Origin of the sequence: Methylobacterium sp. P1-11, assembly GCF_008329595.1 — a bacterium.
In the GTDB taxonomy this organism is placed as follows: domain Bacteria; phylum Pseudomonadota; class Alphaproteobacteria; order Rhizobiales; family Beijerinckiaceae; genus Methylobacterium.
On the sequence record NZ_NPKS01000049.1, the window covers coordinates 1 to 22145 of the forward strand.

Annotated in this window: 24 protein-coding genes; 14 read left to right on the plus strand and 10 right to left on the minus strand. The window is 69.3% G+C overall.

All coding sequences use genetic code 11. The annotated features are described in order from the left end of the window. The 10 genes from CIW48_RS30210 to CIW48_RS30255 form a co-directional block, all read left to right on the plus strand. Positions 1 to 109, plus strand: a 109-nt coding sequence (locus tag CIW48_RS30210; RefSeq protein ID WP_149311123.1) for a transporter substrate-binding protein, incomplete at its 5' end; no start/stop codon positions are given. Positions 110 to 341: 232 nt separating this feature from the next. After that, on the plus strand, positions 342 to 1268 hold the full coding sequence (urtB, locus tag CIW48_RS30215; protein ID WP_149314096.1) for an urea ABC transporter permease subunit UrtB: 927 nt from the start codon (positions 342 to 344) through the stop codon (positions 1266 to 1268). Positions 1269 to 1281: 13 nt separating this feature from the next. Continuing rightward, positions 1282 to 2454: an urea ABC transporter permease subunit UrtC gene (urtC, locus tag CIW48_RS30220; protein ID WP_149314097.1), complete on the plus strand. Its 1173-nt coding sequence runs from the start codon at positions 1282 to 1284 to the stop codon at positions 2452 to 2454. Positions 2455 to 2462: 8 nt separating this feature from the next. After that, a complete protein-coding gene (gene urtD, locus CIW48_RS30225) occupies positions 2463 to 3248 on the plus strand; it encodes an urea ABC transporter ATP-binding protein UrtD (protein WP_149314098.1) in 786 nt (261 codons plus the stop codon). A 2-nt stretch (positions 3249 to 3250) separates the two neighbouring features. Further along, positions 3251 to 4015 carry an urea ABC transporter ATP-binding subunit UrtE gene (gene urtE, locus CIW48_RS30230; protein WP_246695491.1) on the plus strand — a complete coding sequence of 255 codons (765 nt, stop codon included), beginning with the start codon at positions 3251 to 3253 and terminating at the stop codon, positions 4013 to 4015. Between the two features lie 9 nt (positions 4016 to 4024). Beyond that, entirely contained in the window at positions 4025 to 5044 is a 1020-nt protein-coding gene (locus tag CIW48_RS30235) for an alpha/beta fold hydrolase (protein WP_149314099.1), read from the plus strand. Between the two features lie 63 nt (positions 5045 to 5107). Next, positions 5108 to 6337 (plus strand): formamidase, encoded by a 1230-nt coding sequence (fmdA, locus tag CIW48_RS30240; protein WP_012322394.1) that lies wholly within the window; start codon positions 5108 to 5110, stop codon positions 6335 to 6337. Between the two features lie 125 nt (positions 6338 to 6462). Then, positions 6463 to 6780, plus strand: a complete 318-nt coding sequence (locus CIW48_RS30245; RefSeq protein ID WP_149314100.1) for a zinc ribbon domain-containing protein — start codon at positions 6463 to 6465, stop codon at positions 6778 to 6780. A 44-nt stretch (positions 6781 to 6824) separates the two neighbouring features. Then, positions 6825 to 7880, plus strand: a complete 1056-nt coding sequence (locus tag CIW48_RS30250) for an aliphatic amidase (protein ID WP_149314101.1) — start codon at positions 6825 to 6827, stop codon at positions 7878 to 7880. 26 nt (positions 7881 to 7906) lie between these two features. Then, a complete protein-coding gene (locus CIW48_RS30255) occupies positions 7907 to 8476 on the plus strand; it encodes an ATP-dependent Clp protease proteolytic subunit (RefSeq protein WP_149314102.1) in 570 nt (189 codons plus the stop codon). Positions 8477 to 8525: 49 nt separating this feature from the next. On the opposite strand, the gene CIW48_RS30260 is transcribed toward CIW48_RS30255, so the two are convergent. The 3 genes from CIW48_RS30260 to CIW48_RS30270 form a co-directional block, all read right to left on the minus strand. Next, positions 8526 to 9374 carry an oxidoreductase gene (locus CIW48_RS30260; protein ID WP_149314103.1) on the minus strand — a complete coding sequence of 283 codons (849 nt, stop codon included), beginning with the start codon at positions 9372 to 9374 and terminating at the stop codon, positions 8526 to 8528. A gap of 27 nt (positions 9375 to 9401) precedes the next feature. Then, complete coding sequence (locus tag CIW48_RS30265; protein ID WP_149314104.1) at positions 9402 to 11363, minus strand: cytochrome C oxidase Cbb3; 1962 nt, start codon at positions 11361 to 11363, stop codon at positions 9402 to 9404. 134 nt (positions 11364 to 11497) lie between these two features. Then, positions 11498 to 12250, minus strand: coding sequence for an SDR family oxidoreductase (locus tag CIW48_RS30270; protein WP_149314105.1), 753 nt, complete (start codon positions 12248 to 12250; stop codon positions 11498 to 11500). A gap of 111 nt (positions 12251 to 12361) precedes the next feature. On the opposite strand from CIW48_RS30270, the gene CIW48_RS30275 reads away from it, so the two are divergent. Then, positions 12362 to 13255, plus strand: a complete 894-nt coding sequence (locus CIW48_RS30275) for a LysR substrate-binding domain-containing protein (protein WP_149314106.1) — start codon at positions 12362 to 12364, stop codon at positions 13253 to 13255. Between the two features lie 87 nt (positions 13256 to 13342). Here the strand turns inward: CIW48_RS30275 and CIW48_RS30280 are convergent, their stop codons facing one another. Further along, positions 13343 to 14284: a glyoxylate/hydroxypyruvate reductase A gene (locus CIW48_RS30280; protein WP_149314107.1), complete on the minus strand. Its 942-nt coding sequence runs from the start codon at positions 14282 to 14284 to the stop codon at positions 13343 to 13345. A 103-nt stretch (positions 14285 to 14387) separates the two neighbouring features. After that, complete coding sequence (locus CIW48_RS30285) at positions 14388 to 14675, minus strand: hypothetical protein (RefSeq protein ID WP_244514111.1); 288 nt, start codon at positions 14673 to 14675, stop codon at positions 14388 to 14390. Positions 14676 to 14834: 159 nt separating this feature from the next. Between CIW48_RS30285 and CIW48_RS30290 the strand changes: the two genes are divergently transcribed. Next, positions 14835 to 16307: an MFS transporter gene (locus CIW48_RS30290; protein WP_149314108.1), complete on the plus strand. Its 1473-nt coding sequence runs from the start codon at positions 14835 to 14837 to the stop codon at positions 16305 to 16307. A 105-nt stretch (positions 16308 to 16412) separates the two neighbouring features. Here CIW48_RS30290 and CIW48_RS30295 read toward each other — a convergent pair whose 3' ends face one another. The 3 genes from CIW48_RS30295 to otsB form a co-directional block, all read right to left on the minus strand. After that, complete coding sequence (locus CIW48_RS30295) at positions 16413 to 17414, minus strand: glucokinase (protein ID WP_149314109.1); 1002 nt, start codon at positions 17412 to 17414, stop codon at positions 16413 to 16415. A gap of 118 nt (positions 17415 to 17532) precedes the next feature. Then, the gene (locus CIW48_RS30300) at positions 17533 to 17937 is read right to left on the minus strand and encodes a DUF4260 domain-containing protein (RefSeq protein ID WP_149314110.1); all 405 of its coding nucleotides are present in this window, start codon (positions 17935 to 17937) and stop codon (positions 17533 to 17535) included. A 60-nt stretch (positions 17938 to 17997) separates the two neighbouring features. Next, positions 17998 to 18741, minus strand: coding sequence for a trehalose-phosphatase (gene otsB, locus CIW48_RS30305; protein ID WP_149314111.1), 744 nt, complete (start codon positions 18739 to 18741; stop codon positions 17998 to 18000). Between the two features lie 115 nt (positions 18742 to 18856). Here otsB and CIW48_RS30310 point away from each other — a divergent pair, with 115 nt between their 5' ends. Together CIW48_RS30310 and CIW48_RS30315 are read left to right on the plus strand one after the other, a co-directional pair. Further along, positions 18857 to 19366, plus strand: coding sequence for a DUF427 domain-containing protein (locus CIW48_RS30310; RefSeq protein ID WP_149314112.1), 510 nt, complete (start codon positions 18857 to 18859; stop codon positions 19364 to 19366). A gap of 52 nt (positions 19367 to 19418) precedes the next feature. Continuing rightward, on the plus strand, positions 19419 to 20642 hold the full coding sequence (locus CIW48_RS30315) for a serine hydrolase domain-containing protein (protein ID WP_149314113.1): 1224 nt from the start codon (positions 19419 to 19421) through the stop codon (positions 20640 to 20642). A gap of 13 nt (positions 20643 to 20655) precedes the next feature. Here the strand turns inward: CIW48_RS30315 and CIW48_RS30320 are convergent, their stop codons facing one another. Continuing rightward, entirely contained in the window at positions 20656 to 21270 is a 615-nt protein-coding gene (locus CIW48_RS30320) for a DUF2147 domain-containing protein (protein WP_149314114.1), read from the minus strand. Positions 21271 to 21500: 230 nt separating this feature from the next. Continuing rightward, positions 21501 to 22031: a GNAT family N-acetyltransferase gene (locus CIW48_RS30325; protein ID WP_149314115.1), complete on the minus strand. Its 531-nt coding sequence runs from the start codon at positions 22029 to 22031 to the stop codon at positions 21501 to 21503. Positions 22032 to 22145 lie beyond the last annotated feature (114 nt).

The following is a 22145-nucleotide window of genomic DNA, read 5'->3' on the forward strand; positions in this document are numbered from 1 at the left end:
CTGGTCGAAGACCCGGGTCGGCAAGGCCAAGACCGACGGCCAGTTCGAGATCGTCTACACCAGCCCCGAGCTGATCAAGCCCGACCCGTTCCCGAAGGGATATCAGTAATCCCCGGCCAGAGACCGATCCGCGCCGCTCGGCGGATCAAGCGCGGGTTCCCTCTCCCGTGCGGGAGAGGGACAGGGTGAGGGACGAGAACTTTCCGGAGAGACCGCACCCCTCACCCCAACCCACTCCCGCAGGGGAGAGGGGGCGCGTCGCGGACTTCAGAACCGGCACCGAACAATCCGCGCGGAGGACACTCGCCCTCCGCCCCGATCTGCAGCGGAAGACCGAAATCATGCTCGGCGACTATTCCCTCGGCGACCTCGGCGCGATCTTCGCCATGCAGGGCTTTGCCGGCCTGATCCTGTTCTCCGTCTACCTGCTGATGGCGCTCGGGCTCGCGATCATCTTCGGCCAGATGGGCGTGATCAACATGGCCCACGGGGAGTTCATGATCCTCGGCGCCTACGTCACCTATCTCTGCTCGACCTTCTTCCAGACCTACCTGCCGGCGCTCTTCCCGATCTACTTCTTCATCGCGATGGGCCTGGCGTTCCTCGCCTCCGGGGCCTTGGGAATGCTGGTGGAATGGGGCCTGATCCGGTTCCTCTACAAGCGGCCGCTCGACACCCTGCTCGCCACCTGGGGCCTGTCGCTGATCCTCCAGCAGGCCTACCGGTCGATCTTCGGCGCCCGTGAGGTCGGCGTCGAGCTTCCGTCCTGGCTGATCGGCTCGGTGCAGGTCACCGACACGATCGAGATCCCGATCAACGGCCTGTTCGTCATGGCCGTCACGATCCTGATCACGGTCTGCGTCGCGCTGCTGATCTTCCGCTCGCGCTTCGGCCAGCAGGTCCGCGCCGTGATGTCGAACCGCGCCATGGCGGGGGCGGTGGGCATCGATACCGAGAAGGTCGACCGCTACACGTTCGGCCTCGGCTGCGGCATCGCCGGGATCGCCGGCTCGGCCTTCACGATGATCGGCTCGACCGGACCGACCTCGGGCCAGCTCTATATCGTCGACACGTTCCTGATCGTCGTGTTCGGCGGCGCCGCGAGCCTCTTGGGCACCATCGCGTCGGCCTTCTCGATCTCCCAGACCCAGTCGACCCTGGAATTCTTCCTCTCCGGCTCGATGGCCAAGGTGATCACCCTGCTCGCGGTGGTCGGCATCCTGATGCTGAGGCCCCAGGGCCTCTTCACCCTCAAGGTCCGGCGCTGAGGATTTTCTCCCGATGACGAACCCGGTCCAGACCCTCACCAAATCCGTCACCGTCAACGACAACCCGTTCATGAAGCCGGTGGAGTGGCTGAGCCTCTTCCTCCTCGCCGGGGTGATCCTGGTCGTCCTGCCGCTGATGCTCGACGGATTCCGCCTCAACCTCGTCGGCAAGTACCTCACCTACGCGTTCGTCGCCCTCGGGCTGGTGATCTGCTGGGGCTACGCGGGCATCCTGTCCCTCGGACAGGGCGTTTTTTTCGGATTGGGCGGCTACTGCATGGCGATGTACTTGAAGCTGGAGGCTTCGAGCATCGAGAACACCAAGATCCAGTCCACGCCCGGCATCCCGGACTTCATGGACTGGAACCAGATCACCGCCCTCCCCTGGTTCTGGCAGCCGTTCAAGAGCCTGCCGTTGACGCTGATCCTGGCGGTCGCCGTCCCGGTCCTGTTCGCGATGCTGATCTCCTTCGCGATGTTCAAGCGCCGGGTCGGCGGCACCTACTTCGCGATCATCACCCAGGCGATCGCCGCGATCCTGACCATCCTGATCGTCGGCCAGCAGGGCTACACCGGCGGCATCAACGGCATCACCGACCTGCGCACCCTCCACGGCTGGGACATCCGCACCGACCACGCGAAGGTCATCCTGTACTTCGTCAACGGCGGCCTGCTGATCGCCTGCATCCTGGCGGCGCAGTACGTGAAGAAGTCGAAGCTCGGCCGCATCCTCGTCGCCATGCGCGACAAGGAGGACCGGGTCCGCTTCTCCGGCTACTCGGTGGCGGGGTTCAAGGTCTTCGCCTTCTGCTTCGCTGCCGGACTGGCGGCGATCGGCGGCGCGATGTTCACCCTGCAGGTCGGGTTCATGTCGCCCTCCTTCGTGGGCATCGTCCCCTCGATCGAGATGGTGATCTACGCCGCGGTCGGCGGGCGCCTGTCCCTGTTCGGCGCCGTCTGGGGCACGCTCTTGGTCAACTGGGCCAAGACCAGCTTCTCCGAGAGCTTCCCCGACCTCTGGCTGTTCGGCCTCGGCGCCCTGTTCATCGCGGTCGTCCTGGCCTTCCCGAACGGCCTCGCCGGGATCTGGCGGGAGCACATCGAGCCCCGCCTCACCCGCCGCGCCAAGAGCCTGCGGGCGCCCGAACCCGCCATCGCCCCGCCCCACGGCGCCCCGGCCGAGTGAGTCCGTCCATGAACGCCGCGATCCTCTCCTCCCCCGTGGTCGGCGCCGAGGCCGCGCCGCCCGACTACCTCCTGGCCGTCGAGGCGCTCACGGTCTCGTTCGACGGGTTCAAGGCGGTGAACGACGTGTCGTTCTACGTCGATCCGGACGAGATCCGGGTGATCATCGGCCCGAACGGCGCCGGCAAGACCACCGTGCTCGACCTGATCTGCGGGCGCACCAAGGCCAGCGCCGGCTCGATCAAGTACAAAGGCCAGGAGCTGACCAAGCTCTCCGAGAGCGCCATCGTGCAGGCCGGCGTCGGCCGCAAGTTCCAGACGCCGTCGATCTACGACGACCTGACGGTGTTCGAGAATCTGGAGATCTCGTTTCCCCGCGGCCGCTCGGTCTTCGGCGCCCTCACGTTCAAGCGGGATGCGGAGGTCCGCGACCGCATCCACGCCATCGCCGAGACGATCTTCCTGAAGGACCAGCTGAAGGAGCGGGCCGAGTTCCTGAGCCACGGCCAGAAGCAGTGGCTGGAGATCGGCATGCTGCTGATCCAGGACCCGGAACTCCTGATGCTCGACGAGCCGGTGGCCGGGATGAGCGTCGGCGAGCGGATCAAGACCGCGGAGCTCCTCAACCAGATCATCAAGGGCCGCTCGGTGCTGGTGATCGAGCACGACATGAAGTTCGTCGAGGACATCGCCCACCGGGTGACGGTCCTGCACCAGGGCAAGGTGCTCTCCGAAGGGTCGATGGAGCGGGTCAAGAACGACCCGAAGGTCATCGAAGTGTATTTGGGACATTGACGATGGCGTCGCTCCAGACCGCGCATCCGCCCCTGGTCCAGGCGCCCCCGCTCGCCGCGGTCCCATCCGCGACGCCGGCGCTCGCCGTGGAGGACCTGCACGCCGCCTACGGCCAGAGCGAGGTCCTGCACGGGCTCACCTTCTCGGTGGCCCCCGGCGAGATCGTCGCCGTGATGGGCCGCAACGGCATGGGCAAGACCACCCTGATGAAGACCCTGATGGGGCTCGTTCCCGTCAAAGCCGGGTCGATCCGGGTCGAGGGGGCGGATGTCGGTGCCCTCAAGAGTCACGCCCGGGTCGCCAAGGGCCTCGCCTACGTCCCGCAGGGCCGCATGATCTTCTCGACCATGACGGTCCAGGAGAACATCGAGACCGGCCTGACGGTCACCGGCACCCGCAAGGTGCCGCAGGACCTCTACGACATGTTTCCGGTCCTGCTGGAGATGAAGGGAAGGCGCGGCGGCAACCTCTCGGGCGGGCAGCAGCAGCAGCTTGCCATCGCCCGGGCGCTCGCGAGCCGCCCGAAGGTGCTGCTCCTCGACGAGCCCACCGAGGGCATCCAGCCCTCGATCATCCGCGAGATGGGCCGGACCCTGAAGGCGATCCGCGACCAGCGCGGCCTCTCCATCGTCGTGTCCGAGCAGGTCCTGAGCTTCGCCCTCGACGTCGCCGACCGGGTGATCGTGCTGGAGAACGGCGCCATCGTCCACGAGGCCCCGCGCGACGGGATCGACGAGGCCGCCGTCGCCCGGTTCCTGTCGGTCTAGGGGCACAGCATGGCCGATCACGAGATCTTCGAGCTCGGCGACTTCGTGCTCCAGTGCGGCAAGACGCTGCGCGCGGCCAAGCTCGCCTTCAAGACCTTCGGTACGCTGAGCCCCGCCAAGGACAACGCCATCGTCTACCCGACCTGGTACTCGGGCCAGCACACCGAGAACGAATGGCTGATCGGCCCCGGCAAGGCGCTCGACCCGGACAAGTACTTCATCATCATCCCGAACATGTTCGGCAACGGGCTCTCGTCCTCGCCGAGCAACACGCCCGCGCCCTGGAACGGGCCGCGCTTCCCCAACGTCACCGCCTACGACAACGTCCGCGCCCAGCACCGCCTCGTCACCGAGCATTTCGGCATCGAGAAACTGGTCTTGGTCACCGGCTGGTCGATGGGCGCGCTCCAGACCTACCACTGGGCGTCGATGTACCCCGACATGGTGCCGAGGATCCTGCCGTTTCAGGGCTCGGCCAAGTGCTCCCGGCACAATTACGTCTTCCTGGAGGGCGCCAAGGCGGCGCTCCAGGCCGACGCCGCCTGGGCCGAGGGCTGGTACACGAGCCCGCCGACGCGGGGCCTGCGCGCCTTCGGCCGGGTCTACGCCGGCTGGGGCCTGTCGCAGACCTTCTACCGGCTCGAGGCCGACATCACCCATATGGGCTACGCCTCGCTGGAAGACTTCCTGATCGGGTTCTGGGAAGGCCTGTTCTACGAACGCGACGCCAACAACCTGCTCGCCATGCTGTGGACGTGGCAGCACGGCGACATCAGCGCCAACGACACCTTCAAGGGCGACTTCAAGGCCGCGCTCGGCGCCATCCGCGCCAGGGCGATCCTGATGCCGGCCTCGACCGACCTGTATTTCCCGCCCGAGGACAACGCCATCGAGGCGGCCGCCATGCCGAACGCGGAGCTGCGCGTGATCGACACGTGGTGGGGCCACTTCGCGGGCGGGCCCGGCACGAGCCCGGACGACATCAAGGTCCTCGACGACGCGCTGAAAGAGCTGCTCGCGAGCGGGTGAGAAACGCGCAGCGGCGCGCGGACGGGGCCTGCCCCGGATAAGTCAGGGAGCTGGAGACACGAGATGCCCGAGACGCTGATCAAGGTCGATCTCACGCAATCGGCCTACGACAACGACATGGTGCACAACCGCTGGCACCCCGACATCCCGATGGTCGCCTACGTGAAGCCGGGCGCGGACTTCATCGTCGAGACCTACGACTGGACCGGCGGCTTCATCAAGAACAACGATTCCGCCGACGACGTGCGCGACATCGACCTGTCGATCGTGCACTTTCTCTCGGGTCCCATCGGCGTCGAGGGCGCCGAGCCCGGCGACCTGCTGGTGGTCGACCTCCTCGACATCGGCGCCAAGCCCGAGAGCCAGTGGGGCTTCAACGGCTTCTTCTCGAAGAAGAACGGCGGCGGCTTCCTCACCGAGCACTTCCCGCAGGCCCAGAAGTCGATCTGGGACTTCGAGGGTATGTTCACCAAGTCCCGCCACGTCCCGGGCGTGCGCTTCCCCGGCCTGATCCATCCCGGCCTGATCGGCTGCCTGCCCGATCCGAAGATGCTGGAGACCTGGAACACCCGCGAGAAGGCGCTCTACGACACCGATCCGGAGCGCGTGCCGGCACTGGCCACACTCCCCTTCGGGCCGACGGCCCATATGGGCCGCCTGAAGGGCGACGCGAAGGACGCGGCCGCCGCCACGGGTGCCCGCACGGTCCCGCCCCGCGAGCACGGCGGCAATTGCGACATCAAGGATCTGTCGCGCGGCTCGAAGATCTACTTCCCGGTCTACGTGCCCGGCGCCGGCCTCTCGATGGGCGACCTGCATTTCAGCCAGGGCGACGGCGAGATCACCTTCTGCGGCGCCATCGAGATGGCCGGTTGGGTGCATCTCAAGGTCGAGCTGATCAAGGATGGCATGGCCAAGTACGGGATCAAGAACCCGATCTTCAAGCCGTCGCCGATCACGCCGAAATACGACGACCACCTGATCTTCGAGGGCATCTCGGTCGACGAGAGCGGCGGCCAGCACTACCTCGACGTCCACATCGCCTACCGGCAGGCCTGCCTGAACGCGATCGAGTACCTGAAGAAGTTCGGCTACTCGGGCGCGCAGGCCTACTCGATCCTCGGCACGGCGCCGGTCCAGGGCCACATCTCGGGCGTCGTCGACATCCCGAATGCCTGCGCCACGCTCTGGATCCCGACCAAGATCTTCGAGTTCGACATTAACCCCGGCGCCGACGGTCCGACCAAGTTCCTCGACGGCTCGATCCAGATGCCGCTCTCGCCGGATCTGTGACCCTCCGGTCGTCCGGTGGGCACCTCGGTCTCACCGGACGCGACCTGCCCCCTCTCCCGCACGGGAGAGGGGGCCCGCGCTTCACCTGACAACACCGCAATTCGGCTCCTCCTCTGAGGCACCCCATGCCCGTCTACGACTACGCCTGCGAGGCCTGCGGGCCGTTCACGGTGATGCGGCCGATGGCGGAGTTCCGCGAGCCGCATGCCTGCCCGGATTGCGGAGGGACGAGCCAGCGGGCCTTCCTGACCGCGCCGCGGATTTCCGGAATGGATGCGGGGCTGAAGGCCGCCCACGCCACGAACGAGCGCAGCCGCCACGCGCCCCGGCGCTCGGGCGGTCACGGGGCCGGCTGCGGCTGCTGCACGCCCAAGAAAGCGACCGCGGCGCCTGCCGCCGCCAAGAGCTTCCCGAAGGCGCGGCCCTGGATGATCAGCCACTGAGGCGCGCATTCGAGGGACGATCACGGTCAGGAGGACAACACGCCATGATGCACGGAGACATCTCGTCCAGCCAGGACAGCGTCGGCGTCGCCGTCGTGAACTACAAGATGCCGCGCCTGCACACCCGCGCGGAGGTGCTGGAGAACGCCAAGGCGATCGGCAAGATGATCGTCGGGATGAAGACCGGCCTGCCCGGCCTCGACCTCGTGATCTTCCCCGAATACTCGACCCACGGCATCATGTACGACGCCGCCGAGATGTACGAGACCGCCTCGACGGTCCCGGGCGCGGAGACTGAGGTGTTCGCGGCGGCCTGCCGGGAGGCCAAGGTCTGGGGCGTGTTCTCACTCACCGGCGAGCGCCACGAGGAGCACCCGCACAAGGCCCCCTACAACACCCTGATCCTCATGAACGACCAGGGCGAGATCGTCCAGAAGTACCGCAAGATCATGCCCTGGACGCCGATCGAGGGCTGGTATCCGGGCGACCGCACCTACGTGTCGGATGGGCCGAAGGGGCTGAAGATCAGCTTGATCATCTGCGACGACGGCAATTATCCCGAGATCTGGCGCGACTGCGCCATGCGGGGCGCCGAGCTGATCATCCGCTGTCAGGGCTACATGTACCCGGCGAAAGAACAGCAGGTCGTCATTTCGAAGGCGATGGCGTTCGCCAACAATGTCTACGTGGCCGTGTCGAACGCGGCGGGCTTCGACGGCGTCTACACGTATTTCGGCCACTCGGCGATCATCGGCTTCGACGGCCGCACGCTCGGCGAGTGCGGCGAGGAGGAGATGGGCATTCAGTACGCCGCCCTGTCGAAGTTCCTGATCCGCGATTTCCGCGCCCACGGCCAGTCGGAGAACCACCTCTTCAAGCTCCTGCACCGCGGCTACACGGGCATGATCAACTCGAAGGAGAATCGGCAGGGGATGTCGGAATGCCCCTACGACTTCTACCGGCGCTGGATCGAGGATCCCGACGGAACCCGCGACGCCGTCCGGGCCATTACCCGTCAGAGCGTCGGCACGGAGGAATGCCCGATCGAGGGCATCCCCTTCGTGGGCAAGGGCGAGGGTGCCCCCGACCCGGCGCGCTGACCGCCGGTCATTCGGCCAGGAGAACCATGGACACGACTCCCCTCGGCCCCACCGCCTTCCGGGCCCCCGCGGTGCTGCTCTCCGGCCCGGTCGACTACGACATGTACAAGGACTTCCGCCGTCAGCTCGGCGCGGCGGGGGATCGCGAGATCGTCGTCGTCGAGCTGACGACGCTGGGCGGCGATCCGGAGGTGGCCCGGATGATGGGCGAGGACATCCGCTTCAACAGCGCGATGGATCCGAAGCGGCGGTTCGTCTTTCTCGGCAAGGCGGCGATCTACTCGGCCGGCACGACCTTCATGAGCTTCTTCGCCCGGCCGAACCGCTACCTCACCAGTGGCACGCGGCTGATGATCCACGAGCGCAAGATGAACAAGCAGCTCCATGTCGAGGGGCCCCTCACCACCTGCATCGCCTCCGTGAAGGCGACGCTGAACGAGATCCTGTGCTCGATCGAGATCCAGAACGAGGGCTTCGCCAACCTGATCCAGGGCTCCGACGTGACCCTCGACGAGGTGCTCGAGAAGGCGCCGTCGAACTGGTACCTCGAGGCCGAGGAGGCGAAGCGGCGCGGCCTGATCGAGGCGGTCATCTGAACCGCGTCCGTGCGAGCGGAGCGAAGCAAGGACGGCGGGGCGTTGAGCCTCACGGCTCCGGGTAATCGGCACCCAGGCTGGTCTCGCGCCACGCCTCGATCTCAGCGAGGCGCTGCTTCAGACGAGTCGTGACCGCCTCGTAGCCCCAGGCACCGAGGACGAGATGGCGGGGCGGGCTCTCCATCTCGGTCACCCGGATCATCGCCTCGCCGGCCCGGACCGGATCGCCGGCTTGCGTGCCGCTCTTCTCCGCCGTGGCCTTCAGGCGTGCGCCGGCGGTCTCGGCGTAGTCGGGAATCGCGTTCGGCGTCTGGATCAGGGAGCGCCCGGCCCAGTCGGTGCGGAACGGGCCCGGTGCGATGCAGGTCACGCGGATCCCGAGCGGCCCGGCTTCCGCGGCGAGGGAGTCCGAGAACCCTTCGACAGCGTGCTTGGTCGCCGCGTAGTAGCCCGAAGCCGGGAAGCCGACGAAGCCCGCCACCGAGGTGACGTTGAGGATGTGGCCGGCGCGCTGCGCCCGCATGAACGGCAGCACCGCGCGGGTCAGCGCGAACAGGCCGAAGACGTTGGCGTCGAACTGAGCGCGGATCTTGTCCTCCTCGCCCTCTTCGATAGAGGATTGGTAGCCGTAGCCGGCATTGTTCACCAGCACGTCGATCCGCCCGAATCTGTCCTTTGCGGCGCATACGGCCTCGGCGATCTGATCGGCCTCGGTGACGTCGAGGGACAGGGCCAGAACCCGGTCATCGGCGCCCTGCGCGAGGTCGGCGACCGTGGCGCGGTCGCGGGCCGTCACGACAGCCCGCCAGCCGCGCCCGACGATAAGCTTGGCGAGCTCCCGGCCGAAGCCCGTGGAGCAGCCGGTGATGAACCAGACCGGATTGCTGTTCTGCGTCATGATGGATCCTGAACGCGCGTGGCGGGGTCAGGGCGTCGCGGCCGGCTCCGTCAGGCGATCGACCGCGAGCAGGTAGGCGATCAGCGCCGTCTGCTCCTCGCGCGAGATACCCGAGCCGGCATCCGCCCAGAAGGCGTGCCCCTTGCCGGTAACGCGGGCGGTGCGCGCCGTATCCGAGGTCGCATTGGCGGCGACCACCATCGCCCGCAGGTCGCGGTCCACCAGGGCGCGCAGGCTGTTGGCCGGATCGGGCGCGATGCCCCGGTCGAGCGTGCCGGGGATGCCGAGCTGCGCGCCCGCATCGGGCCCGACCGCGACGCCGGAATCGTGCAGGTAGGGCGCCGTCCAGGCGAGGCCGACGAGGTTCGGAACCTTGTAGCCGCCCTCCGTGCCGCCCTGCCCCCAGGCGAGCCGGACCTCGGCGAGCATGTCGCCCGCGAGCGGCACCGGGACGATCACCGGATCGGCCGGGACCGGGAACGGCGTGTCGGTGGCGAAGGTCGCGGGCGGCGACAGGCGCGCCTCCATCTTTTTACCCGCCCGGGCCCGGGTCGGCTCGGTGCCGATCTCGGCCTCCGGGATGACCCGGTGGTTGGTGAGTGCCGGCCCGGAATGGCAGGTCCCGCAGCCGGCCTTCGCGAACACCGCGCGGCCGGCGCGCACCGCGTCGGGATCCTGCCCTGCGGCGGGCGGGTGCAGCACATTCTGGAAGGCCGACATGGCGTTGTTGGCGTGGTCGACCGGCTCTCCGGGCACCGAGGTGAACAGGCCGTTGTCGGTGACGTAATTGGTCGCCGGATAGGTCGGCAGCACCGCGTAGCTGTTCAGGCCCGGCGAGGCCGGCGTCGGGTCCACGCTGCGCAGCACCGCGGACGGGCTCAGGCCGCCATCCGGCCGGTAGCGGAACGCCTCCGTCGCCGATCCGCGCAGGACGATACCGAGATACGTCTCCGGATCCATGCCGAACAGCCAGGGCGCGGCGGCGGCGAGCTGCGTCGTGTCGGAATTGGCCGCGTGGACGTTGTTGTTGAGCGAGGACAGGCCCGCGAACGGCCCGATCGCCTCGCGCCCGCTCCAGCTGTAGGGCTCGCCGTGGGCGGAGAAGCTCGACGGGATCGAGGTCGGGTTGGTGACCCGGTCGGCGGAGGAATCGAAGCTGCCCGGGGGCCAGCTCGCCACCTGGACCTTGGTGGCCGCCTCGACGGCCGCCGAATCCGGCAGTGCCGGCCCCGTGGTGGTCGAGCCGGTATGCTGCGGGTCGGCCGCGGTCCTGGCATCGGCCTCCGGCACGCTGGCGTGCATGAAGTAGGCCGAGGCGTTCTTCGCGAGCGCCAGCAGCAGACCGGCATTGAGGTCGGTGTTCGGCGCGCCCTCCACGACCTTGCCGGTGCCGGGATCGACCGCGGCGTGGCAGAGGGCGCAGGTGATCCCCATGCGCAGGTGGCCGCGGTCAGAGAAGGTCTTGATCCCGATGATGAAGGCGCCGCCCTTCGGCACGTCGAGCCCGGTGGGGACCAGCTCGCCTGTCCGGTAGAGCCGGTCGCCGACGCGCACGTCCTTGGCCATGGCGACCTGCAGGTTGGCGGTGCCCTGCCCGCCGAGCTTGGCCACCGCCAGGGCGACCGCGGTGGGTGTGAGCCCCCCGTCGAGCATTCCCATCACGTCGGTCAGGAAGACCTCGTTGCCGAACGTCTCCTGGTAGAAGGCCTGCCGCCCGCGCTCGACCATGGCGGGATCGATCGCCACGGCGCCGCTGGCCGGCGCGATCTCCCTTCGCCCGGCCTCGGTGCCGTTCAGCCGGTCCGCCTCCGCACGCGAGACGCGGCGACCCAGGACGTCGAAGGCGGTCTGGATCGGGTAGCGGTCCGGGTTGAGCAGCTCCGCCCGGTCGGGCATCGGCGCGTAGCTGAAGCGACCGAGGCTCAGCGCCACGCTGGCCGCGACGACCACGGATCCGGCGGTGATCAGGATGCGGCGCGGCCAACCCATGAACCCTGATCGTCCTTCCCGACGCCCGCCCGCGGACATGCGGGGATCGAGGGCCGGGCCATAAACTGCCGGATACGGCCAGGGTTCATCCCGGCAGCCGGGACCGGGTGTCGCGTCCCGGCCGGCGCGGATCCTCAGATCTGAACCTGCCCGCCATCGGCGAACAGCTCGATTCCGTTGACGAAGCTCGCCGCGTCGGAAGCGAGGAAAAGCACCGCCTGGGCGATTTCCTCGGGCCGGCCGACGCGGCCGGCCGGGATCTGGCCGGCGAGGTAATCCTTGGTCGCCGCCGCCTGATCGCCGCCGCCGAAGAGCTCGTCGAGGCCGGCGGTCTCAGTGACGCCCGGGCTGACCGTGTTCACCCGGATGCGCCGGTCCTTCAGGTCGAGGATCCAGCTCCGGGCGAAGTTGCGCACCGCCGCCTTGGTGGCCGAGTAGACGCTGAAGGCCGGTGTGCCCGAACTGCCGGTCGTCGATCCGGTGAGCACGATCGCGGCCCCGTCCCGCAGGAGCGGCAACGCCTTCTGGACGGTGAAGAGAACGCCCTTCACGTTGGTGTCGAAGATGCTCTGGTAATGCGCCTCGGTGATCGCGCCGAGCGGCGCGAAGGAGCCGCCGCCGGCATTGGCGAAGATCACGTCGATCTGCGCGTGTTTCTGCTGGACCGCATCGTAGAGGCGGTCGATGTCGGCGAGGTTCGCCATGTCGCCGCGCACGCCGGTGATCCGGCCGCCGATCTGCTTCACCGCCGCGTCGAGCGCTTCCTGACGGCGGCCCGTGATGAAAACCGAGGCCCCCTCGCCGGCGAAGGCCTGGGCGGCAGCGAGGCCGATGCCGCTGGACCCGCCCGTCACCACCACAACCTTGTCCTGAAACCTGCCGGTCATCGTCGTTCTCCGTCGATCGGCACTGCAGGCGCCGCCGGTCGGAGAGATGCTGCCGGGACGATGATGCGGGTAGTCGGCAAATGTGGCACTCAGCGTTCTTCTGGAGGAACGATGGGACGCGCCGATCTCAACGACTACGTCTACTTTGCCGAGGTCGTGGCGCACGGCGGATTCGCCGCGGCGGGCCGGGCGCTGCACCAGCCGAAATCGAAGCTCAGCCGCCGCATCGCGGCCCTGGAGGCGCGCCTGGGCGCCCGCCTGATCGAGCGGTCGAGCCGCCGCTTCCGCGTGACGGAGGTCGGCCAGGGCTTCTACGAGCGCTGCCGGGCGATGATGCTGGAGGCGGAGCGGGCCGAGGCGCTGGTCGCGGAGGCGCAGACCGAGCCGCACGGGCGGATCCGCATGAGCTGCCCGACGGGCCTCACCGACATCGTCGCCGCGCGCACCCGCGGATTCCTCGCCCGCTACCCGAAGGTGAGGCTGCAGCTGGTGGTGACCGATCGTCCCGTCGACCTGATCGAGGAGCGGATCGACGTGGCGCTGCGGGTCCGGCGCGACCTGACAAGCGATGCGTCGCTGACCATGCGCACGCTCGGATCCTCGCGCTGGATTCTGGTCGCCGCGCCGCAGGTCGCGCGCGGCCTCACTCCCGAAATCGCCGCGCTCGGCGCGGTCCCGACCCTCGGCACCCGCGACGATCCGGGCGAGGTGGAATGGCGGCTCGAGCACCCTGATGGCACCGTCTTCACCCTGCGCCACGAGCCGCGCCTGACCTGCAGCGACTTCGCCGCGCTTTGCGACGCGGCGGCCGATGGCCTAGGCGTCGCGTTCCTGCCCGACCATGCCTGCACCGACGCCGTCGCCACCGGTCGGCTCGTTCCCGTCTATCCGGAATGGCAGGGCCAGCCCGGGATCGTGCACATCGTCTTCACGACGCGGCGCGGGCTGCCGCCCGCCGTCCGCGTGCTGATCGACCACCTCGCGGCGACATTCCCGAAGCTGTGAGGGGCGCGGCCATTTTTCTGCGCCGTCATTCCAGGGCGCCGCTGCGCGGTCCCGGGATGACGCGGCGAAGCGGCGGGGGCGGGCGCCCTAATACCCCCGCGCCGCGTCGACCCCGTCCGGCACCTGACCGGTGCGCCGAAAGGCCCGCAGGTTCTCCGCCACCGTGGCGGCCGCCGAATCCATGTCGGTCGGCCCCGAGATGTGCGGCAGCACCGTCACGCCGGGATGGGACCACAGCGGGGAATCCCCCGGCAGGGGCTCGACCTCGAAGACGTCGAGCACCGCGTGCGTGAGGTGTCCGGAATCGAGGGCGGCGATCAGGTCGGCGGTCACGACGATGGGCCCACGTGCGAAATTGATCAGCGCAGCGCCCGGCTTCAGGGCCGCGAGCGTTTCGGCATTCACCAGCCCCCGCGTCTCCGGCGTCAGCGGCACGAGGCAGACGAGGATGTCGCACCGGCCGAGCATCGCCGGCAGCGTGTCCGCTCCGGCGACCGCGTCGATTCCAGGCAGGACCTTCGGGCTGCGGCTCCAGCCGACGACGCGGAAACCCGCCCCGGTGAGCCGGTCGGCCGCCGCTGCCCCGAGGGCCCCGAGCCCGAGCAGGCCCACAATCATGTCGGACGGCTTGCGATAGGCCTGGGGGCGCCAGACCCGATCCCGCTGCTGGCGGGCATAGGCCGGCATGTCGCGCTGGAGATAATAGGTCCAGGCCAGCACGGCCTCGGCCATGGTGCGGGCCATCTCCCGGTCGACCAGGCGGACGATCGGCAGCGGCCGGTCGAAGGCGCCGACGAGCTTCTCGACCCCGGCCCAGAGGCTCTGCACCCAGACGAGCCCCGGCAGCGCCGCGACCTCGGCCGGGTCGGGATTGGCCACGACGGCGACGCGCGCCGCCGCCCGGGCCGCATCGTCCATCACCCGGAACGGGATGACCTGTTCCTCGGGCATGGCCGCCGACAGGATCCGCAGATACTCCGCCTCCTGATCCGGCCCCTTGCACCCGACCAGGGCGATTGCCTCCGCCATCCACGTCCTCCGCACCGTCCCGATGAACTCGTCCAGACACGGACGAAGCAGGCGCTGTGCCCGATGGGATCCGGATCGTCGAGATGGGTCGGGTTCAGACGGGTCAGCGTGCCTCGATCAAGGCCGGGTAGACCAGACGGACGTTGCGGCGCTCCTCGGGGATCGCGGTCTCGGGCCGCTGGCGGATGCTGCCGGTCATCGTCACCACCGCGGGTTCCGTCGGCCGCAGGCGCCAGCGCTCGGCCGCCTGGAGCGCGATGCGGGGTTTGGGACGTTCGAGATGCCGGTCCGCCCCCTCGGTCGGGACGGTGGCGAGCCCGACCAGCGTCATGGCGGCCAGAAGAGCGAACCGGGGCCAGGACCGGCGGGAACGGGCGGGACAGGAGGGCATGGGAAGGGCACCGCGTGGACCTCCCCGTTCTGCGCTGCGCGCGTGAAGACGAAATCGAACCGAATCGATTTCCAACCGGTTCCCAACACCTGCCTACAGTCGCGGTAAATGTGCGCTGTCCAGGCACGGTAAACGCTTGAATCGGGAGGACATGCGGGCATGGCGAGCAAGGTCGAGGGGGGATCCGGGACGCCGGAACGCGCGGAGATCGGCCGCGTGATCGACACCGACATCGCCGCGCGTCTGGACCGGCTGCCTTGGGGCCGCTTCCATGTCCTCGTGATCGTGGCGCTCGGCATCACCTGGGTGCTCGACGGGCTCGAAGTCACGCTCGCCGGCTCGCTGGTGGGGGCGCTGCGCCAGCCGCCGATGTCCTTCTCCGAGCTCGATGTGGGGCTGGCGGCCTCCTGCTACCTCGTGGGCGCCGTCACCGGCGCCATCGGGTTCGGCTGGCTCACGGACCGGATCGGCCGCAAGAAGCTGTTCTTCATCACGCTCGCCCTCTACCTCGTCGCCACCGCGGCCACCGGCCTGTCGTGGAACATCTGGAGCTTCTGCGTCTGCCGCTTCCTCACGGGCGCGGGGATCGGCGGCGAGTACACGGCGATCAACTCGACCATCCAGGAACTGGTCCCGGCCAGGGTCCGCGGCTGGACCAACCTCGTCATCAACGGCTCGTTCTGGATCGGCGCGGCCCTCGGCTCGTTCATGTCGATCGTGCTGCTGAAGCCCGAGGTGATCGACCCGGCCTGGGGCTGGCGCGTCGCCTTCTTCACCGGCGGCGCGATCGGCCTCGTGATCCTGCTGCTGCGCACCTGGATCCCCGAGAGCCCGCGCTGGCTCGCGACCCACGGCTACGCGGCGGAAGCCGACCGGGTCGTCACCGGCATCGAGAAGCGCTTCACCGACGAGGGCGTGACCCTGCCGCCGGTGGACGAGAGCAAGCGCATGAAGGTCCGCACCCGCGACCACACCCCGCTCTCCGAAGTGTTCAAGGCGCTGTTCGTGACGAGCCGTAAGGCGACGATGGTCGGCCTCGCGCTGATGATCGCGCAGGCCTTCTTCTACAACGCCCTGTTCTTCACCTACGCGCTGGTGCTGGAGCGCTTCTACGACGTGCCCGGCAACCATGTCGGCTGGTACCTGCTGCCTTTCGCGCTCGGCTCGTTCCTCGGCCCGCTGCTGCTCGGGCGGCTGTTCGACACGATCGGCCGGCGCAAGATGATCGCCTTCACCTACGGCATCTCGGCACTGCTGCTGGCCGGCGTGGGCCTGCTGTTCCGCCTCGACGTGCTCGGGCCGGTCGGCCAGACCGGGGCCTGGATGGTGGTGTTCTTCTTCGCCTCGGCGGCGGCGAGTTCGGCCTATCTCACGGTCTCGGAGACCTTCCCGCTGGAGATCCGGGCGCTGGCCATCGCGGCCTTCTACGCGGTCGGCACCGGCATCGGCGGCGTCTCGGGCCCGCTCCTGTTCGGCAGCCTGGTCGAGACCGGCTCCCGCGACTGGGTGCTGTTCGGCTACGGCATCGGCGCGGCGCTGATGCTCATCGCGGCGATCGTCGGCGGGATCTGGGGCACGGCCGCGGAGGGCAAGTCCCTGGAAGAGGTGTCGAAGCCCCTGGCGGCGGCCTGAGCGCCGTCATCCATGCGGGCGGAGCGGGCGATGCAGCCCTCGCTCCGCTCGCCGATGTCGCGCGGCCCTGGATTGCTTCGCTGCGCGCGATGACGGCTCGGGCCGTCACGCCGCCTTCCGCCACACCTGTCCGTGGTAGACGAACTTCGCGCCCTCGTTCGCCAGCGCCGCCAGACCCCGGAAGGCGGGATCATGGACGGTGATCACGCTGGTCGGGATCTTGCGCATCATGGCGGCGAAGGGCGCCTTCTTCTCGAAAGCGGCCCGGAAGCCGCTTTCCTCGAGCACCTTGAGGATCCGGGGCGCAATGCCGCCGCCGATATAGACGCCGCTCGTCGCCAGGAAGGTCAGCGCGAGATCGCCGCAGACTCGGCCGAGCACCCGGCCGAACAGCTCGAGCGTCTCGGCCGCGTGCGGATCGGTGGCCCTGAGCCCCGCCTCGGTGACCGCGGCCGGCTCGATCTTCTCGTGCGGCTGCCCGGTCCGGACATGCGCCACGGCCGCGTGCAGCCGCGACAGGCCCGGTCCCGACAGCACCGTTTCCACGGTGATGCGGTCCTCGACCCGCTCCAGCGCGTGCCAGATCTTCTCCTCGAAGGCGTCGGCCGGACCGATATCGGTGTGGCCCACCTCGGTGGACACGATGGCGAGATGCGCCGCGTAGGGCACCAGCGCCGCCGCGCCGAAGCCGGTCCCGGGGCCCAGCACCACCCGGGCGCCGCCGGGCACGGGCGGACAGGGTCCGACCGGCGTGAGGTCGTGCGGCTCGATATCGGCGGCGCCGGCCGCCACCGGCACGTAATCGTTGACGACCACCGCGGAAGAGAGACCGAAATCCTCGGCGATGCGCTGTCCCGCGATCTTCCAATGCGCGTTCGTCAGCTGGATCTCCGGCCCGTCGACCCGTCCGGCAATCGCTAGGATGGCCGACCGCGGCGCCTGGCCGCCCCCCTTCGCGAGCGACGCCTTGATGGCGCTCGACGGATCGGGATGGTCGGCGGTGGCCTCGTGCGCGAGGAGGCGGGGCTGATCGCCGGTCTTCTCGATGAGGCCGAACCGGGCGTTCGTGCCGCCGATGTCGCCGACCAGAACCGGAAACTCGAACATCGCAACACGCCTCTGCTGTCTGACCAGCCGCCGTCGGGACACCCACCCGCCGCGGCTCCGGCGATACATCGGCCGCGCGCCCCGTCGCGAGCAAGTCCTATTCGGTACCGACCGCCTCTCAATGCGGCGCGATCGTCGTGTCGTCTGCCCGGCCGATCACGCCCAGATGCGTATCGCCAAATCCGCTCGCATATTTGAGCCCGTAGCCGAGCGCGCGATCAAGGCCGATATGAGCGAGCCAGATCAGCGCCAATCCCGCGAGGTCGGTACGGTCGAATCCGGCCGCCAGCGACAGGCCGATCAGCGGCAGGGCCAGCGTATGCATCAGGTTGTAGAGCACAGCGCCGGCCACCGGACCGGCCGCATAGCCCAGCATGCTCAGGTCGGGGGCGAACAGCAGCGCTGCGAAGAGCCACCACGATTGCCCGAGCCAGCCATAGGCCCATAGGGCCGCAGCCAGGATGCAGGCGCCCTCCAGGCGCAGCAGCATGCGCGGCCAGCCCTCGACGGAACGACCCGACATCGCGGTCTCCCTTGATCTGCGCGCGTGGCCGGGTGGCACCCGACCGAACGGAGAGGCCGCTCAGGCCGGCGGCAGCGCGTCGGGGTCGATCGCGCCCCCAGCGGCCCAGTCGCGCAGCAGATCGCGCACGGCCGCCGGATCGGAGAGGCGGCGACGGGCGACGGTCTCGCCGCCGCCGACACGAACCGCGACGCCGCCATCCTCGTTGACCGACGCGAAGGCGATCTCGTCGGTCCGGTCGTCGCCGAAGAAGACGGGTGTCCGTCCGGCATAGGGCGCCTGCGCCATGAAGGCCCGGATCGCGTGGGCCTTGGTGGCCTGCGCCGGAACGATTTCGCCGACCGCCTTTCCGAGCTGCAGGCGGTAATCGGCGCCGAGCGCCTCCGCCGCGCCCTTCACCAGCGCCTCCGCCCGGGCGGCATCGTCCGGGCTCGCCAGGCGCCAATGCACCGCCACCGAGGCGCCCTTGTCCTCGATCAGAACCTGAGCCAGCGCGGCGGTCTCGGCCTGAAGGCGCGCCACCTGCCCGCGCAGATCCGGATGGTCCTCCGCACGGCCTCCGGTGATCGCGCCGCCGACCCGGCACTCGACGCCGTGCAGACCGGCGGCGTCGAGGCGGGACGGCGCCAGGAAGTCGTCGATGACCGTGACCGGCCGCCCCGTCACGATCGCGAGGGCCCCGTCGAGGCGGTCCCGGAGCCGCTCCAGGGTCTCCACCAGCCCGGGCTCGACCTGCACGGCGTCAGGCCGCGGCGCGATCTCGGCGAGCGTGCCGTCGAAGTCGAGGAAAAGGGCGATGTCCATCGCGGGCGATCCCGGGCTTGAGTGTCGGCGACGGGCTAGCACGGGCGCGCCGGACGACAAACGCCGGCCGAGCCGCCCTATCTGGATTCGCGCAGTCACGGCGCGAGGTTTTTCCATGAGAGGATCGCCCTTTTGGCCCGTTCCGGATCCGGTCGGGCCCGGCGAGGAGAGCGTCTGGGATTATCCACGACCGCCGCGGCTGGAGCCGGTGACTGAGCGATTGCGGGTGCTTCTCGGGGGCGTCGCGATCGCGACGACCGGGGCGGGGTACCGCGTGCTCGAGACCTCGCACCCGCCGACCTACTACCTGCCGCCGGATGCCATCGCGGACGGGGCGCTCGTGGACCCGCGGCGCGGCGGGATCTGCGAGTGGAAGGGACAGGCGCTCCTGTTCGACGTGCGTGGCGGCGATCGACTCGCGCCAGGCGCCGCCTGGTCCTATCCGGACCCGACCCCGGATTTCCGCGCGATCGCCGGCTACGTCGCGTTCTACGCCGGCCCGATGGATGCCTGCTTCGTCGGCGCGGTCCAGGTGACGGCGCAGCCCGGGAATTTCTACGGCGGCTGGATCACGCCCGGCATCGTCGGGCCGTTCAAGGGCGGCCCCGGGACGATGGGCTGGTGATTTTCTCCCCCGCCCCTTCTACGTTTCGGGGCCCCCGCGACCAGGAGACCGCATGAGCGCGCTGACCGAGACCGATCCGACCGGCGCCGGGTTCAGCCCGGAGGGTCTCGCACGGATCGCGCCGTGGATGGACCGCCTCGTCGCCGAGGGCCGGCTGGCCGGCCTGTCGGTCACCGTGGCGCGGCGCGGCCGCATCGCGTTCGCGCGCGCCTGCGGGCAGGCCGACCTCGCCCGGGGGATACCCTTCACCCTCGATACGGTGACGCGGATCTACTCGATGACGAAGCCGCTCACCTCGGTGGCGGTGATGCAGCTCTACGAACAGGGCCTATTCCAGCTCGACGATCCGGTCTCCCGGGTCTTGCCCGAATTCGCCGAGATGCGGGTGGCGGTGGGCGGCAACCGGGCGAAGCTCGAGACGGAGCCGGCCCGCCGGGCGATCACCGTTCGGGATCTGCTGACCCATACGGCCGGGCTGACCTACGGCTTCATGGAGGCGACCCTTGTCGATGCGCAGTACCGCGAGCAGGGCATCGACTTCCTGGCGCGCGAGGGCACGCTCGCCGACATGACCGCCCGGGTGGCGAAGCTGCCGCTCCTCGCCCAGCCCGGCAGCGCCTGGAACTACAGCGTCGCCACCGACGTGCTCGGCCAGTACGTGGCCGCCTTGAGCGGCCGCCCGTTCGCCGACCACCTCCGCGAGGCGGTGATCGGGCCCCTCGGCATGGTCGATACCGACTTCTCGGTGCGCCCGGAGCTGATGCCGCGCTTCTGCGCGGCCTATGCGTATGATCGCGCGCGGCAGTTGCGCCTGTTCGACGATTCCCTGGACACGGCTTTCGCGCAGCCGCCCGCCATCGCGTCCGGCGGCGGCGGCCTCGTCTCCACGGCCGCCGATTACCAGCGCTTCTGCCGGATGATCCTCAACCGGGGCACCCTCGACGGCAGGCGCCTTTTGGGCCGCAAGACGGTGGACTTGATGCTGGCGAACCACCTGCCGGGCGATCTGGCGGCGATGGGCACGCCGCGCTTCGCCGAGACCTCCTACACGGGCATCGGCTTCGGCCTGGGCTTCTCGGTGATGCTCGATCCGGCCCGCGCCCAGATCCTCGGGACCGCCGGCGAGGTCGCCTGGGGCGGCCTCGCCTCGACGGCGTTCTGGATCGATCCCGCCGAGGATCTCTCGGTGGTTCTCATGACGCAGCTCGTGCCGTCCTCGGCTCTGCCGATCCGGCGCGAACTGCGCGTTCTCACCTACGCGGCCCTGGCCGAGTGACGATCGGCGCCGCTCACTCCTTGGCGGGGGCGTCGGTTGCGGCCGGCTTCTGCGCCGGCTTGGCGCCGGCCTTGGCGGTCGGCTTGGGGGCGCCGCCCGCATATTCCGGATCGCTGCGGGGACCGTTCGGACCGTTGGTCGGGCCGGGAAGCTGCCCGGGGGCGACATCGGTCACCTTGTTCCAGGTCTGCGACTTGCACAGGAACGCGATCAGGCAGCCGCGCACCGTGAGTTCACCGGGCGTATCCGTCCAGATGGTGACGTCGTAGGACTTGCCGTCCTCGGAATTGTAGATCTTGCCCTCGTAATGGGCATCGGCGTTCGGCTTCAGGCCCAGAATGAGCTGGTGGCCGAGCGACGGCCGGGCCTGCTTCTTGGGATCGGGGTTCTTGAAGTCGATCCGCGGCTCGCCCTTGTCGTTCAGCGGGACCTTCAGCCACACCACGTAGCCGCACAGCCGGTCACCGGCCGTCCCGCACTTCTCGAGGCGCACGCGGGCGCGGCCGTCCTCGGTCAGATAGGTACCGCTGGGATCGGTCGGCGTCGCGGCCTGCGCCACGCCCGTCAGTGCCGAGAGCGCCAGGATCGCGAGCGGCGCAACCCGGCGACCGATCGATGAAAACCGCATACCGAACTCCCATCCTCGCGAGTCGTGATGGAGCCTTGAACGGCCGCCCTCGCGTAAACCGCTTCCGCGCACGGAAAGATCACTCCCTCCGCGTCATCGCGCCCGCGCCGCACCGAGAACCGGACGGCGTGCGCGTCATGCCCGCCCTCTCCCGCGCGAAGTTGTCCGCATCATGACAACTCTGCCGGGGTTTTGGATGGTGATCGACCCGGCGATACTGGGACTGACGGTCAGATCCGCGTCGGCGGCAGGCTGCGGCCGGGCCCGAGAGCGCGCTGCATCAGTGTCACGTCGAGCCAGCGCCCGTGCTTGTAGCCGACAGCCGCGAGGGTGCCGACCGGCGTGAAACCGAGGCTCCGGTGCAGCGCGATCGAGGCGGGAGAGCCGCTCTCGGCGATGATGGCCACGAGCGACCGGCAATCGATCTGCTCGCTCGCGGTGATCAGCGCCGTCAGCAGGGACCGCCCGAGCCCGCCGCCGCGGGCCGAACGGGCGACGTAGATCGAATCCTCGAGAGTCGAGCGGTAGGCGGCGCGCTGGTGATAGGGGCCGGCATAGGCGTAGCCCGCGACCGCGCCGCCACGGTCGGCGACGAGATACGGAAAGCCGCCTGCGCGCAGGACATCGTAGCGGCGCGTCATCTCGGTGAGGGACGGCGGCTCCGTCTCGAAGCTGGCCGTGCCGGAAACGACGGCGTCGCCGTAGATCGCCGCGATGGCGGGGAGATCGGCCTCGTTGGCCGGGCGTATCACGTCTGTCACGGCCGCAGGTTAGGCGAAGCCGCGTCGTTCCGGCAACGGGCCCGTAGCGCGTCGGGCGGCGTGGCCCCCGCGTGCGGCGGACCGTGAAACGGCGGCGGGACCGGCGTCGGGCGC

Bases quoted from the DNA above. Each gene is read 5' to 3' on its own strand.
- urtE (WP_246695491.1), top strand. From the start codon at position 3,251: ATGGCGTCGCTCCAGACCGCGCATCCGCCCCTGGTCCAGGCGCCCCCG.
- CIW48_RS30310 (WP_149314112.1), top strand. From the start codon at position 18,857: ATGAGAGGATCGCCCTTTTGGCCCGTTCCGGATCCGGTCGGGCCCGGC.
- urtD (WP_149314098.1), top strand. From the start codon at position 2,463: ATGAACGCCGCGATCCTCTCCTCCCCCGTGGTCGGCGCCGAGGCCGCG.
- CIW48_RS30290 (WP_149314108.1), top strand. From the start codon at position 14,835: ATGGCGAGCAAGGTCGAGGGGGGATCCGGGACGCCGGAACGCGCGGAG.
- urtB (WP_149314096.1), top strand. From the start codon at position 342: ATGCTCGGCGACTATTCCCTCGGCGACCTCGGCGCGATCTTCGCCATG.
- CIW48_RS30235 (WP_149314099.1), top strand. From the start codon at position 4,025: ATGGCCGATCACGAGATCTTCGAGCTCGGCGACTTCGTGCTCCAGTGC.
- CIW48_RS30300 (WP_149314110.1), bottom strand. From the start codon at position 17,937: ATGTCGGGTCGTTCCGTCGAGGGCTGGCCGCGCATGCTGCTGCGCCTG.
- CIW48_RS30285 (WP_244514111.1), bottom strand. From the start codon at position 14,675: ATGCCCTCCTGTCCCGCCCGTTCCCGCCGGTCCTGGCCCCGGTTCGCT.
- CIW48_RS30250 (WP_149314101.1), top strand. From the start codon at position 6,825: ATGATGCACGGAGACATCTCGTCCAGCCAGGACAGCGTCGGCGTCGCC.
- otsB (WP_149314111.1), bottom strand. From the start codon at position 18,741: ATGGACATCGCCCTTTTCCTCGACTTCGACGGCACGCTCGCCGAGATC.
- CIW48_RS30260 (WP_149314103.1), bottom strand. From the start codon at position 9,374: ATGACGCAGAACAGCAATCCGGTCTGGTTCATCACCGGCTGCTCCACG.
- CIW48_RS30275 (WP_149314106.1), top strand. From the start codon at position 12,362: ATGGGACGCGCCGATCTCAACGACTACGTCTACTTTGCCGAGGTCGTG.
- CIW48_RS30320 (WP_149314114.1), bottom strand. From the start codon at position 21,270: ATGCGGTTTTCATCGATCGGTCGCCGGGTTGCGCCGCTCGCGATCCTG.
- CIW48_RS30315 (WP_149314113.1), top strand. From the start codon at position 19,419: ATGAGCGCGCTGACCGAGACCGATCCGACCGGCGCCGGGTTCAGCCCG.
- urtC (WP_149314097.1), top strand. From the start codon at position 1,282: ATGACGAACCCGGTCCAGACCCTCACCAAATCCGTCACCGTCAACGAC.
- fmdA (WP_012322394.1), top strand. From the start codon at position 5,108: ATGCCCGAGACGCTGATCAAGGTCGATCTCACGCAATCGGCCTACGAC.
- CIW48_RS30295 (WP_149314109.1), bottom strand. From the start codon at position 17,414: ATGTTCGAGTTTCCGGTTCTGGTCGGCGACATCGGCGGCACGAACGCC.
- CIW48_RS30280 (WP_149314107.1), bottom strand. From the start codon at position 14,284: ATGGCGGAGGCAATCGCCCTGGTCGGGTGCAAGGGGCCGGATCAGGAG.
- CIW48_RS30255 (WP_149314102.1), top strand. From the start codon at position 7,907: ATGGACACGACTCCCCTCGGCCCCACCGCCTTCCGGGCCCCCGCGGTG.
- CIW48_RS30265 (WP_149314104.1), bottom strand. From the start codon at position 11,363: ATGGGTTGGCCGCGCCGCATCCTGATCACCGCCGGATCCGTGGTCGTC.
- CIW48_RS30245 (WP_149314100.1), top strand. From the start codon at position 6,463: ATGCCCGTCTACGACTACGCCTGCGAGGCCTGCGGGCCGTTCACGGTG.
- CIW48_RS30270 (WP_149314105.1), bottom strand. From the start codon at position 12,250: ATGACCGGCAGGTTTCAGGACAAGGTTGTGGTGGTGACGGGCGGGTCC.